The following is a 14296-nucleotide window of genomic DNA, read 5'->3' as shown; positions in this document are numbered from 1 at the left end:
GTTGAAGGAAATAACGCTGAATAATAACTAATTAAATTGATATAGGCTGTCTCGAGTAGGGAGAAGTGAGAAGCGACTTTTTACGAAGCGGCGTCATTTCTTTCTTGACGAGTCAGCCTTTTTTTATGAAAATTAATAAAAAAAAACTAATACAACTCATTAGGAGGAAATATAGAATGGCAAAAGTAACAGCTCAACTAGTTAAAAAATTACGTGACATGACAGGCGTTGGAATGATGGACGCTAAAAAAGCATTGGTTGCCGTTGATGGAGACATCGATGCTGCAGTGGATCACTTAAGAGAAACAGGTATGGCAAAAGCGGCTAAAAAAGCTGACCGTATCGCTGCTGAAGGACTAGCTGGCGTATATGTTAACGGAAATGTTGGTTCTATTACAGAAATCAACTCTGAAACTGACTTTGTTTCTAAAAATGAACAATTCCAAAAATTAGTTAAAGATGTAACTGAAGCAATTGCTGAAGGAAATCCTGAAACAGTTGAAGCGGCTCAATCTCTTAAAGCAGGAAACGGTACTGTAGAAACTGAAATATTAGCAGGAGTAACTAAAATCGGTGAAAAAATCGAATTACGTCGTTTTGCACGTGTTGAAAAAACTGACGCAGACGCTTTTGGAGCTTACTCTCACATGGGAGGACGTATTGCTGTATTAGTTGTTCTTGAAGGAACAACTGACGAAGACGTTGCTCGCGATATTGCTATGCATATTGCTGCTATCAATCCTAAATACGTTTCTCGCGACCAAGTTTCTCAAGAAGAAATCGATCACGAAACAAAAATATTGACTGAGCAAGCTTTAAACGAAGGAAAACCAGCTAATATCGTTGAAAAAATGATCCAAGGTCGTTTAAATAAATATTTAGCTGAAATTTCTTTAGTTGACCAACCTTTTGTTAAAGATCCTGATTTAACAGTTGGTAAATACATTGCATCTAAAGGTGCTGTAGTTAAATCATTTGTTCGCTTTGAAGTTGGCGAAGGAATTGAAAAACGTGAAGATAACTTTGCTGAAGAAGTTATGAATCAAGTTAATAAATAAATCGATTTTAGTTAAAAAAGGAGCGCAACAGTTGCGTTCCTTTTTTACTACAGTTTTTTGTTGACTCATTTTCTTTTGACCAAGCTAGTTAAAAGAGAGTAAACTTGTTCGTTCTGTAAATTTTTGATACATAGTGATCTCAATAAAGGAACCGGTACAAGGTCCATCTTTTAAATGAAGTTTCTGTCAGAGTATGGTAAAATAGTAAAAGTGAACGAGCCAATGGAGGGAAATATAAATGAATGAACCAAAGTACAAACGTGTTGTTTTAAAACTAAGCGGTGAAGCCTTAGCTGGTGATACAGGATTTGGAATAAAACCACCAACAATAAAAGAAATTTGTAAAGAAATTAAAGAAGTAAAAGAATTAGGTGTAGAAATTGCCATCGTTGTTGGAGGCGGAAACATTTGGCGCGGTCAAGTGGGTTCTGAAATGGGTATGGAACGAGCACAAGCAGACTATATGGGAATGCTCGCTACAGTTATGAATGCATTAGCATTGCAAGATTGCCTTGAAAACGAAGGGGTCCCAACACGTGTGCAAACATCTATCGAGATGCGCCAAATTGCTGAACCGTATATTCGTAGAAAAGCAGTACGTCATTTAGAAAAAGGACGAGTTGTCATCTTTGCTGGTGGAACTGGAAATCCTTATTTCTCAACAGATACAACATCTGCTTTAAGAGCAGCAGAAATCGATGCTGACGTTATCTTGATGGCTAAAAATAACGTTGATGGTATTTACTCAGCGGATCCTAAACTAGATAAAACAGCTACAAAATTTGAAGAATTGACGCATTTGGAAATCATCAATAAAGGTTTACAAGTGATGGATACAACTGCAAGTTCTTTGAGTATGGACAACAACATTCCATTGGTCGTGTTTAATTTAAATGAAACTGGAAATATAAAACGTGTTGCATTAGGTGAAACTATTGGAACAACGGTTAGGGGGAAATAATTATGACAAACGCAATTTTAGAAACAATGAAAGAAAAAATGGTTAAAACAGAAGGTGCTTTACAACGTGAACTAGGAACAATTCGTGCAGGCCGTGCCAATGCAGGACTATTAGACAGAATCAATGTTGTCTATTATGGAGCACCAACACCTTTAAAACAATTGGCTCAAATTTCAGTACCAGAACCTCGTGTGTTAATGGTTACTCCATTTGATAAAACATCTATTTCTGATATTGAAAAAGCAATTATGCAAAGTGATCTTGGGATCAGCCCGGCAAATGACGGAAATGTTATTCGTTTGGTCATTCCACAATTAACAGAAGAGCGCCGTAAAGAATTAGCAAAAAAAGTGGGTAAAGAAGCTGAAAATGCTAAAGTTTCCGTTCGTAACATTCGTCGTGAAGCAATTGATGAATTGAAAAAAGCAGAAAAAAATAACGAAATTACTCAAGATGATTTGCGTACTTTTGAAGAAGACATCCAAAAAATTACAAATGATAGTGTTAAAAATATTGATGGTATCGCTGCAGATAAAGAAAAAGAATTATTAGACGTATAATTTTGGAACAAGCAAAAAGCACTACAGACCCTTTACGTAAGGTCTGTAGTGCTTTTATTTATGAAAAACACTTTAAATTAAGCTTTTTCTTTATCGTTACCCATTAACAAACTCGTTAACTTGGTTACTATAGCGGAAATGATTAAACCGACTATGAATTTTTTAATTCTTCTTTTCATTTTAATGTCCTCCTTAATTAACTATCTGAGTATAATTTATTATAGCATTATTCATTTTTTGAACCCACTAAAAGGCTCTCATTAACATCATTTGGTGAACAAATAAGCAGGGTACGAAATTTATAAAAGAATCTAATGAAACAACTATTGCTATTTCTTAAGGATTTGCTAAAAAAAATGTTTATTATCAAATTTAATAGGATTTTACCCCCTTTTTTGCTACAATGAGTAATGGTGAATTACGAAGTGGAGGGAAACACTTGAACTGGTTATTTAAGAAAAGAAATCAAAAAGAAAAAGAAATGACAGATGTTTCTTTTAACGCTGATGAAAAAATTCCACAACATATTGCTATTATTATGGATGGAAACGGACGTTGGGCTCAAAATAAATTCATGCCTCGAATCGCTGGTCATAAAGAAGGAATGAATACTGTAAAAAAAATAACCAAAAGAGCAAGTCAAATGGGTGTAAAGGTATTATCGCTTTACGCATTTTCAACTGAAAATTGGAAACGTCCTGATGATGAAGTAAGCTTTTTAATGCAATTACCGGTTGATTTTTTTGACACTTTTGTACCTGAATTAATGGAGCAAAACGTTCAAGTGCAAGTTATAGGTTTTACAGAACAACTCCCTAAACATACTCGCAACGCTGTTGAAAAGGCCATAGCAGATACTAAAGAGAATACAGGTATGGTTTTAAATTTTGCGCTTAATTATGGAGGACGCAGTGAATTGATTGAAGCTTCTAAAGCTATCGCTAAAAAAGTAAAATCTGGAGAAATTGAGGTTGAAGATATTACAGAATCTTTATTTGAAGAATCTCTAATGACACATGCGTTAAAGGATTATCAAAATGTTGATTTTATGATTCGCACGAGTGGTGAAGAGCGAATCAGTAATTTTATGTTATGGCAAAATGCATATAGTGAATTTTACTTTTCTCAAGAGCTTTGGCCTGACTTTAATGAACAAGCATTGGAACGAGCTATCGGAGTTTATCAAAAACGACACCGACGTTTTGGGGGATTATAATTAAGTTAGGAGGAAATACAAGTGAAACAACGTATTATAACGGCAATTGTTGCTCTTATTCTTTTTGTTCCAGTCGTTTATATGGGTTCTTGGATTTTAGAACTTGTAGTTGCAGGACTGGGGATAATTGCATTATTTGAACTATTTAGAATGAAGGGCAATAAGCTCTTTACAATCGAAGGCATTATTTCTATTTTGGCATTATTAGTATTGTTATTTCCACATTATGTATCCATGTTTTTACCAGAATATATGAACTCACAAGTGGTTTTATATCTCTTTGTCTTATTATTATTAGTCTGTACCGTATTTTCAAAAAACAATTTTACGTTTGATGATGTTGCTGTTTCAGTTCTTGGAATAATGTATATAGGGTATGGTTTTAGATTCTTGTTGTTAACAAGACATTCTGGATTAGATTTATTGTTATTTGTTTTATTTGTGGTTTGGGCAACAGATATTGGAGCGTACTTGATTGGCAGAAAACTGGGTAAACACAAACTTGCTCCATCAATCAGTCCTAATAAAACCATTGAAGGTGCTTTGGGCGGAGTAGTTATGGCTCTTATCGTAGGATTCATTTATTTGACTTACTATCCACAAAATTACAATACAGGTTGGATGTTAGCTTTAACAGTTGTTCTTTCAGTAGCTGGACAACTTGGTGATTTAGTTGAATCTGCATTTAAACGGTATTACAACGTGAAAGATTCTGGTAATTTGCTTCCTGGTCATGGCGGAATTTTAGATCGTTTTGACAGCTTGCTTTTTGTATTACCAATCCTTTATTTTTCAGGATTAATTTAATCTTCATATGAAACAAGAAAGTAGTTGTCCTTTATTGTGATGGCTACTTTTCTCGTATAGACAATAAATTGATAAGTCGATTGGTTATTACACTCAAATTATGATAGAATTAAACTTGTTTTGTATGCAGGTTTAATCATAAAATTAGAGATAAATTTTTAATGAAGTACTAAAGGAGAGAGTATATGATCACTACCATTATTACCTTTATTATAGTGTTTAGTATTTTAGTTATTTTTCACGAATTCGGACATTATTATTTTGCAAAAAAAGCAGGTATTTTAGTTAGAGAATTTGCTATTGGATTTGGCCCTAAAATATTTTCCTATCGTAAAGGTGAAACAACGTTTACGATTCGCATCTTACCAGTGGGTGGATACGTTCGTATGGCTGGATACGAAGAAGAAACTGAAATAAAACCAGGTACACCGATTGGCTTAATAGTAAACGATAATAATGAAGTGACATTAATCAATAATTATAAGAAAAAGCAATTATTAGATGCTGTCCCAATGGAAATAAGCGCTATTGATTTAGAAAAAGATTTATATGTAGAGGGTTACTTAGCTGGAGATGAAACAAACTTGGTCCGCTATCCAGTACTAAGAGATGCCATGATCATAGAAGAAGATGGAACAGAAGTTCAGATTGCACCGCTTGACGTTCAGTTTCAATCTGCTAGTTTGCCAAAAAGAATGATGACAAACTTTGCGGGTCCAATGAACAATATTATTTTAGCTGTGGTTGCGTTTATGGTGCTTGCTTTCATGCAAGGTGGAGTAGTCAGCCAAGAAAATGTTTTAGGTACGGTGGTTCCAGATAGTCCGGCAGCGGAAGCTGGTTTAAAAGATGGCGACCGTATTGTTCAGATCGATGATGAAAAGATTACCAGCTGGACTGAAATGGTAGAAATCGTACGAGTGAATCCTGATAAGGAATTGCTATTTCATATCGAATCAGCTGATGGTACTGAGAAAACAGTGCCACTAACACCAGTTGCTAATGAAACGGCTGATGGAACCGAAGTAGGTCAAATTGGTGTAGAAAATAGTTTGAATACATCATTTTGGGCGAAAATCAGTTTTGGCTTTACTCAAACTTGGTTTTTGATGACTCAATTGTTTACTGTGCTAGGTTCGATGTTTACAAAAGGATTCTCAATTGACATGTTTGGCGGTCCAGTTGCTATTTATGCAACGACTGAGACAGTTGTTAGAACAGGGTTAATAGGAATAGTCAATTGGCTTGCCGCCCTAAGTGTAAATTTAGGAATCGTGAATTTGTTGCCCATACCAGGTCTTGACGGTGGGAAACTAATATTAAACATTGTAGAGGGTATAAGAGGTAAACCATTAAGTGAAGAAAAAGAGGGTATCATTACATTGGTTGGTATCGCCTTACTGTTATTATTAATGGTGTTAGTTACATGGAACGATATCCAGACGTATTTTTTTAATTAAAGTGTAACAAAAAAATTAATAGAGATGAATTTAATGTGTCAAAAAGGAGACAGCAAACGATGAAACAATCAAAATTATTTATTCCAACTTTAAGAGATGTACCTAATGAGGCAGAAGTTCTTAGCCATAAAATGTTGTTAAGAGCTGGATACATCAGACAAATATCAAGTGGTGTTTACAGCTACTTGCCATTGGCAACACGTGTATTAGAGAAATTGAAAAATATTATGCGTGAAGAATTTGAAAAAATCAATGCAGTTGAAATGTTGATGCCTTCATTATTGCCGCGTGAACTGTGGGAAGAATCCGGACGTTATGAAACGTATGGCGAAGACTTGATGACATTGCAAGACCGTCATGGACGTGATTATCTTTTAGGACCTACTCATGAAGAAGCTTTTACAACTTTAATACGTGATGAAATTTCTTCGTATAAACGGTTGCCGCTTTCTTTGTATCAAATTCAAACAAAGTTCCGAGATGAAAAACGTCCTCGTTCTGGTTTGTTAAGAGGAAGAGAATTTATTATGAAAGATGCTTACTCTTTCCATGATAGTTTTGAAAGCTTAGATGCAACCTATCAAGATTTCGAAAAAGCTTATACAAGAATATTTGAACGTTGCGGTTTGGATTTTAGAAGCATTATCGGCGACGCTGGTGCAATGGGAGGCAGCAATTCGAAAGAATTTATGGCTTTATCGGATATTGGTGAAGATACAATTGTTTATTCAGATTCAAGTGACTATTCAGCAAACTTAGAAATGGCTACAAGTTTCCATATGCATAAAAAATCGCTTGAGAATGAAAAAGCTTTAGAAAAACTTGAAACGCCAAACAGCAAAACGATTGCTGAAGTTTCTGAATTCTTGCAAGTAGCACCAGAAAAAATTATGAAGAGTCTATTATTCATTGCAGACGAAAAGCCTGTTTTAGTTATCATCCGAGGTGATCATGAAGTAAATGATGTTAAATTAAAAAACTATCTTGATGCTGCCTTTTTAGAGTTAGCAACAGATGAAGAAACAATTAACTATCTTGGTGTAAATGCGGGTTCGATTGGTCCAGTGGGCATCAGTGAAGAAGTAAAAGTTCTTGCAGATGTGTATGTCCAAGACATGGTCAATGCTGTTGCTGGAGCGAATGAAAATGGCTATCATTATTTGAATGTTAATTTAAATCGTGATTCATCGATTGAAGACTATGTTGATTTACGCTTTGTTCAAGAAGGAGAATTATCCCCTGATGGACAAGGAGTATTGAAATTCACTAAAGGAATCGAGATAGGTCATATCTTCAAATTGGGAACTCGTTATTCAGAATCAATGAATGCTACTGTTTTAGATAATAATGGGCGTTCGATTCCAGTAGTGATGGGTTGTTACGGAATTGGTGTTAGTCGCTTACTGTCTGCTATTACTGAGCAACAATCGAGTGAGGAAGGTTTGAACTGGCCAAGACATTTAGCGCCATATGAACTACATTTGATTCCTGTTAATATGAAAGCTGATGATCAAGTTAGCTTATCAAATGAGTTATATACGACATTACAAAATGCTGGTTTTTCAGTTTTATTAGACGACCGTAATGAACGTGTCGGTGTAAAATTCAAAGATTCAGATTTAATCGGAATGCCTATCCGAATTACAGTAGGTAAAAAAGCTCAAGAAAACATTGTTGAATTGAAACTTAGAAAAACTGGAGAAGCTTTAGAAGTACGTACCGAAGAATTAATCGATACACTAAATATTCTACTAAGTTCTATTTAATCGCACGAAGACACTACTATTAAAGGAGTTCAAACAAGTAAGCACATCCACTTGTCTGTACTCCTTTTACAATTGTACTTTGATTGTTAGTTTTGCTTCTTAGTACTACCCTTAGTAAGTGAAAGGAGTTTCTCATGAGTTTAAATCAAGAAGAATTATTTCAAAAATTACTAGAACAAATAGGTTTGCAACATGAAGACCGTTACAAGACTCATTTTTCTCAAGCAAAAGTTTTAAAGGTGACGGTTCATAAATTATCCAAATGCTGGAACTTCCATTTGCAATTTCAAGATATTTTGCCATTTGAAATTTATCAAAATCTTTCTGAAAAAATGCAGTTGGCTTTTAATCCAATTGCAAGTGTTCAACTAACCATTGAAACGCTTCAACCAAAACTGACCATTGAAAAGCTTGAACATTATTGGTCATCTGCAGTGAAATTAAGTGCAGTTTCTTCGCCAATCTGTGATAAACCTTTTAGAGAACAATTTCCACTTTTAAATGGGAAAAAGATTCAATTTTTTGTTGAAAATGAAGTTGTCAAAGGGCATTTAATGAACCAGTATTTGCCACCAGTTGAAGAAGCATATGTTTCTTTAGGTTTTCCAAGATTTAAAATCGAACCTGTTATTGATGAGGAATCTCATCTGAAGAAAATAGCTGAATTCCAGGCGAAAAAAGAAGAATCGGAAACTTTATTAGCTATTCGAGCCAATGAGAATATACAAAAAGCAGAACAAGAAAAGAAACACAATAAAAATCAAGTTCAAACTCAAAAAGGTCCAATCGTTTTAGGTCGGAAAATTACGGCTAAAGAAGAAGTTAAACAGATGGATCAAATTGTTGAAGAAGAGCGTCGTGTCACAATCGAAGGATATGTTTTTGATGTTGAAGTACGGGTATTACGATCTGAAAGACAATTACTTATACTAAAAATGACAGACTATACGTCTTCTTTTTCAGTAAAAAAATTCTCTAACTCTCCTGAAGATGAAGCAGCTTTTGCGGCTGTAAAAAAAGGAATGTGGATCCGAGTAAGAGGTAGTGTCCAAGAAGACAACTTTATGCGTGATCTCGTGTTGAATGCCCAAGACATTACAGAATGGGACCACGAAACACGTAAAGATACTGCTCCAGAGGATAATAAACGGGTTGAGTTGCATTTGCATAGCAATATGAGTCAAATGGATGCAACCAATACGGTTACAGATCTAGTAGATCAAGCAGCTAAGTGGGGTCATAAGGCTGTTGCGATAACAGATCACTTTGGTGCGCAATCTTTCCCAGATGCTTTCCATGCTGGTCAAAAAAATGGCATTAAAGTCCTTTACGGAATTGAAGCGAATATCGTAGATGATGGTGTTCCGATTGCCTATAATCCTGGACATATTGAGTTATCAGAAGCCATTTATGTCGTCTTTGACGTGGAGACAACTGGGCTTTCAGCTGTTTATAATAGCATCATTGAGTTGTCAGCAGTTAAAATGCACAAAGGCAATATTATTGAGTCTTTTGAACAATTTATTGATCCCGGTCATCCTTTGTCACAAACAACGATTAATTTAACAGGTATTACGGATGAAATGGTTCAGGGTTCAAAATCTGAGGAAGAAGTCTTAACGTTATTTAAAGAATTTGCGGGCGATCATATACTCGTTGCTCATAATGCTAGTTTTGATATGGGCTTTTTAAATACCAGTAATGCTAAATACAATATTCCAGATGCTACAAATCCGGTGATTGATACGCTTGAATTGTCTCGTTTTTTACACCCACAATATAAGAGTCATCGCTTAAACACCTTAGCTAAAAAGTACGGAATTAATTTAGAACAGCATCACCGTGCTATTTTTGACTCTGAAACGACTGGACAATTGTGCTGGCTGTTTCTAAAAGAGGCTAGAGAAGAACATGAGATGTTTTATCATGATCAATTAAACGAACACATTGGTGAAGGCGATGCTTATAAACGGGCTCGACCATTTCATGCAACCATCATCGCAACTTCTCAAGTTGGGTTAAAAAATCTTTTTAAATTGATTTCTTCATCTATGGTCAATTATTTCTTCCGGACGGCACGATTGCCGCGTTCTGAACTGAATAAGCTTAGAGAAGGATTGATCATCGGTACAGCTTGCAGTCAAGGAGAAGTTTTTGAAGCCATGATGCAAAAAGGATACGATGAAGCAAAAAATAAAGCGAAATTTTATGATTATATTGAAGTTATGCCAAAAGAAGTTTATGCACCTTTAATCGAACAAGAGTTGGTTACAAATGAATCAGATTTAGAAGAAATTATTCGTAATCTTGTTAAAATAGGCGGAGAATTGAATATACCGGTAGTTGCAACTGGAAATGTGCATTATTTAAATCCAGAAGACAGTATTTATCGTAAAATTTTGATCAATTCTCAAGGTGGAGCAAATGCGTTGAATCGGGCCGAATTACCGGAAGTTCATTTTAGAACGACAACTGAAATGTTAGAAACATTTTCATTCTTAGGAAAAGAAACAGCACAACAAATTGTTGTTGAAAACACCAATAAGATTGCGGACATGGTGGAAGATGATATTACACCGGTCAAAACGGATCTATACACTCCAAAAATTGAAGGTTCAGAAGATGAAATACGTCAATTGAGTTATGATGAAGCGCATAGATTATATGGCAATCCTTTACCAGAAATCATTGAAAAAAGAATCGAAAAAGAGCTGAACAGTATTATTGGGAACGGGTTCTCGGTTATCTATTTGATTTCACAAAAATTGGTCCATAAGAGTATGTCAGATGGTTACCTAGTTGGTTCAAGGGGATCTGTTGGTTCCAGTTTTGTTGCAACAATGACCGGAATCACAGAAGTTAACCCGATGCCACCACACTATACTTGCCCTAACTGCCAGTTCTCTGAATTCTTTACAGATGGCTCTGTTGGGTCGGGGTATGATCTGCCAGATAAAAACTGTCCGAAATGTGAAGCACGTCTGCACAAAGATGGACACGATATTCCATTCGAAACGTTCCTAGGTTTTTATGGAGACAAAGTACCGGATATTGACTTGAATTTCTCAGGTGACTATCAAGCAAAAGCACATAATTACACGAAAGAACTCTTCGGTGAAGAATATGTATTCCGTGCTGGAACGATTGGTACTGTTGCAGACAGAACCGCATTTGGTTATGTAAAAGGATACGAACGAGACAATAATTTGTCCTTACGTGCTGCAGAAATTGATCGATTGGCAAAAGGGTCAACTGGAGTCAAACGGACAACCGGTCAACATCCAGGCGGAATTATTGTTATACCCGACTATATGGACGTATATGATTTCACTCCTATCCAATTTCCAGCAGATGCTCAAGATTCAGAATGGAAAACAACACACTTTGATTTCCATTCTATCCATGACAATGTGTTAAAACTAGATATCTTGGGTCATGATGATCCAACCGTTATTAGAATGTTGCAAGATTTATCTGGGATTGATCCTAAAACCATTCCGACTGATGATCCAGAAGTTATGAAAATTTTTGGTGGAACTGAAGTCCTTGGTGTAACGCCAGAACAAATCCAATCCAAAACAGGTACATTAGGTATACCAGAATTTGGTACACGTTTTGTACGAGGGATGTTAGAAGAGACCATGCCGACAACTTTTGCTGAGTTGCTCCAAATATCCGGGTTGTCACATGGAACAGATGTATGGTTAGGAAATGCAGAAGAACTGATTCGTATGAATAATATCCCTTTATCAGAAGTAATTGGTTGTCGTGATGATATCATGGTTTATCTTATCCATAACGGTTTAGAAGATGGGATAGCCTTCAAAATCATGGAATCTGTTCGTAAAGGGAAAGGAATCCCTGATGATTGGCAAAAAGCTATGCGAGATCAAAAAATTCCTGAATGGTATATCGAATCTTGTTTGAAAATCAAGTATATGTTCCCTAAAGCCCATGCTGCGGCATACGTATTAATGGCTTTACGAGTAGCTTATTATAAAGTACACTTTCCAATTCTTTATTACGCGGCTTACTTTTCCGTACGTGCCGATGATTTTGATTTAGTTGCTATGGCGAAAGGGAAAGAGAGCTTGAAATTAAAGATGAAAGAAATTACCGATAAAGGATTAGATGCTTCAACAAAAGAAAAAAATACACTAACCGTTTTAGAATTGTGTAATGAGATGGTTGAGCGTGGATTTGAATTTAAAATGGTAGATCTAGAAAAATCAGATCCAACTAATTTTGTTATTGAAGGCAATTCGCTTATCGCGCCATTTAGAGCTGTACCGAGTTTAGGAGCCAATGTGGCCAAACAAATTAAAGAAGCCAGAAACGATAAACCGTTCCTTTCTAAAGAAGATTTAGCTAAAAGAGGGAAAGTTTCTAAAACTGTTATTGAGTTTTTAAATGAAAATGGTGTCTTAAAAGGATTACCAGATGAAAATCAATTATCATTATTTGATCTCTTTTAAGTATTCAACTGATTTAGATCAGAAAAATTTTTAAAGTGAAAGACAACTGAAAAGACTTATTTGATGGTGTTTTGTTGCTTATTACTTGAATTTATGGTACTATTTATTTGGATTTAGATATTCTGTTGAGAGTGAGCGGTGACGCTCACTCTTTTTCGGCAGTAAGTTAGAAAACTAACTATAAGGAGGCGAAAAAGTTGAGTAATGTGGTAGAAACAGTAACTGAAATCGTGCAACCTATTGTTGAAAGAAATCAGTTTGAATTAGAAGACATTGAATTTATAAAAGAAGGCAAAAACTGGTTCTTGAGAGTTTATATTGATAAGCCAGAAGGTATTGATTTAGAGGATTGTGCATTGGTTAGCGAACAAATTAGCGAACACATGGATAAAATCAATCCGGATCCAATACCGCAAGCATACTTCTTAGAGGTTTCATCTCCTGGAGCTGAAAGACCACTAAAAAAAGAAGAAGATTATGTCAATGCAGTAGGGGAATACATCCATATTTCTTTATACGAACCTGTAGATGGCGAAAAAGTTTATGAAGGTACTTTAAAAGAAGTAAACGATGAAACGTTAACATTGACTATTCGCGTTAAAACTAGAGTGAAAGATATCGAATTCAGTCGAAAAACAATTGCGAAAGCTAGAAGAGCGATTCAATTTTAATTTAAATCAGTGTTAAGGATAGGAGAGAAGTGAAAAATGAGCAAAGAAATGTTAAATGCTCTTGAGGCTTTGGAACAAGAAAAAGGAATTTCAAAAGAATTCGTTATCGAAGCTTTAGAAGTTGCTTTAGTTTCAGCGTACAAAAGAAACTATGATCAAGCACAAAACGTTGAAGTTGAATTTGATTTAAAAAAAGGGAATATCCATGTTTACTCTGTTAAAGAAGTGGTAGACGTCGTTTATGATTCTCGTCTTGAAGTAGGCATGGAAGAAGCTTTAGAATTAAACAAAGCGTATGAATTAGGCGACAAAATTCGTTTTGAAGTAACTCCTAAAGACTTTGGAAGAATTGCTGCGCAAACAGCTAAACAAGTCATCATGCAACGTGTACGAGAAGCTGAAAGAAACATTATCTATAATGAATTCATTGCTTATGAAAATGATATTATGCAAGGAATTGTTGAAAGACAAGATCACCGTTACATCTATGTTAATTTAGGCAAAATTGAAGCTGTTTTATCTAAACAAGAACAAATTCCTAATGAAGTATATAAACCGCATGATCGTATCAAAGTTTACGTAACAAAAGTTGAAAATACATCAAAAGGTCCACAAATTTTTGTTAGTCGTAGTCATCCTGATTTATTGAAACGCTTATTCGAACAAGAAGTTCCTGAAATTTATGATGGAGTGGTCGAAATTGTTTCAATCGCTAGAGAAGCAGGCGACCGCGCTAAGGTAGCTGTTCGTTCGAGAGAAGAACACATTGATCCAGTTGGAACATGTGTAGGACCTAAAGGACAACGTGTTCAAGCGATTGTAAATGAGTTAAAAGGTGAAAACATGGATATCGTTGAATGGGATGCAGATCCTGCAACTTATATCGGAAATGCTTTGAATCCTGCTCAAGTTGTCAGTGTGACATTCAATGAATCTGCCGGCAGCTGTTTAGTAGTTGTTCCTGATTACCAACTGTCTCTTGCAATTGGGAAACGCGGACAAAATGCTCGATTAGCGGCTAAATTAACAGGCTATAAAATCGATATCAAATCTGAAACAGACATGGAGGCTATTAATTTGGCTAAAGAAGAAACTGGTTTAGAAAAAGATGTTAAATATGCTGAAGTAATTGAAACGATTGAAAGTCAAGAACAAGAAATGAATGAAGAAGAAATCATTGAATCTGTTGAAGATCTAGATTCTGAATTTGATGAAATCACAATAGCTGATGACATTGGAGAAGGTAATTTAGATGCTGAATCTGCAGAAGAATTGATTGAATTAGCTGAAGAACGGGATAACGTGGAAGACTAACAAGAGGT

Annotated in this window: 10 protein-coding genes; all 10 read left to right on the top strand. The window is 35.5% G+C overall.

Annotated features, from left to right (window positions below):
* The first annotated feature begins 176 nt into the window (after positions 1–176).
* The gene (gene tsf / locus ABS911_RS06845) at positions 177–1058 is read left to right on the top strand and encodes a translation elongation factor Ts (protein ID WP_350466941.1); all 882 of its coding nucleotides are present in this window, start codon (positions 177–179) and stop codon (positions 1056–1058) included.
* 238 nt (positions 1059–1296) lie between these two features.
* Positions 1297–2019 (top strand): UMP kinase, encoded by a 723-nt coding sequence (pyrH, locus tag ABS911_RS06840; RefSeq protein WP_013710712.1) that lies wholly within the window; start codon positions 1297–1299, stop codon positions 2017–2019.
* Between the two features lie 2 nt (positions 2020–2021).
* A complete protein-coding gene (gene frr, locus ABS911_RS06835; RefSeq protein WP_035022782.1) occupies positions 2022–2579 on the top strand; it encodes a ribosome recycling factor in 558 nt (185 codons plus the stop codon).
* Positions 2580–2982: 403 nt separating this feature from the next.
* Positions 2983–3795, top strand: coding sequence for an undecaprenyl pyrophosphate synthase (gene uppS / locus ABS911_RS06830; RefSeq protein ID WP_502880510.1), 813 nt, complete (start codon positions 2983–2985; stop codon positions 3793–3795).
* A gap of 21 nt (positions 3796–3816) precedes the next feature.
* Positions 3817–4602 carry a phosphatidate cytidylyltransferase gene (locus tag ABS911_RS06825; RefSeq protein WP_350466939.1) on the top strand — a complete coding sequence of 262 codons (786 nt, stop codon included), beginning with the start codon at positions 3817–3819 and terminating at the stop codon, positions 4600–4602.
* 185 nt (positions 4603–4787) lie between these two features.
* Positions 4788–6062, top strand: coding sequence for an RIP metalloprotease RseP (gene rseP / locus ABS911_RS06820; RefSeq protein WP_350466938.1), 1275 nt, complete (start codon positions 4788–4790; stop codon positions 6060–6062).
* 59 nt (positions 6063–6121) lie between these two features.
* Positions 6122–7828, top strand: coding sequence for a proline--tRNA ligase (locus tag ABS911_RS06815; RefSeq protein ID WP_350466937.1), 1707 nt, complete (start codon positions 6122–6124; stop codon positions 7826–7828).
* Positions 7829–7962: 134 nt separating this feature from the next.
* On the top strand, positions 7963–12303 hold the full coding sequence (locus ABS911_RS06810; protein WP_350466936.1) for a PolC-type DNA polymerase III: 4341 nt from the start codon (positions 7963–7965) through the stop codon (positions 12301–12303).
* Between the two features lie 197 nt (positions 12304–12500).
* Complete coding sequence (rimP, locus tag ABS911_RS06805; RefSeq protein WP_350466935.1) at positions 12501–12974, top strand: ribosome maturation factor RimP; 474 nt, start codon at positions 12501–12503, stop codon at positions 12972–12974.
* A 36-nt stretch (positions 12975–13010) separates the two neighbouring features.
* Positions 13011–14288, top strand: coding sequence for a transcription termination factor NusA (nusA, locus tag ABS911_RS06800; RefSeq protein WP_350466934.1), 1278 nt, complete (start codon positions 13011–13013; stop codon positions 14286–14288).
* Positions 14289–14296 lie beyond the last annotated feature (8 nt).

The sequence above is a fragment of the Carnobacterium sp. genome, assembly GCF_040274425.1.
The sequence above is the reverse complement of the archived record's forward strand: the minus strand, read 5'-3'. Positions and strand labels throughout refer to the sequence as shown.

Bases quoted from the DNA above. Each gene is read 5' to 3' on its own strand.
- tsf (WP_350466941.1), top strand. From the start codon at position 177: ATGGCAAAAGTAACAGCTCAACTAGTTAAAAAATTACGTGACATGACA.
- rseP (WP_350466938.1), top strand. From the start codon at position 4,788: ATGATCACTACCATTATTACCTTTATTATAGTGTTTAGTATTTTAGTT.
- frr (WP_035022782.1), top strand. From the start codon at position 2,022: ATGACAAACGCAATTTTAGAAACAATGAAAGAAAAAATGGTTAAAACA.
- pyrH (WP_013710712.1), top strand. From the start codon at position 1,297: ATGAATGAACCAAAGTACAAACGTGTTGTTTTAAAACTAAGCGGTGAA.
- uppS (WP_502880510.1), top strand. From the start codon at position 2,983: ATGAGTAATGGTGAATTACGAAGTGGAGGGAAACACTTGAACTGGTTA.
- ABS911_RS06810 (WP_350466936.1), top strand. From the start codon at position 7,963: ATGAGTTTAAATCAAGAAGAATTATTTCAAAAATTACTAGAACAAATA.
- nusA (WP_350466934.1), top strand. From the start codon at position 13,011: ATGAGCAAAGAAATGTTAAATGCTCTTGAGGCTTTGGAACAAGAAAAA.
- ABS911_RS06815 (WP_350466937.1), top strand. From the start codon at position 6,122: ATGAAACAATCAAAATTATTTATTCCAACTTTAAGAGATGTACCTAAT.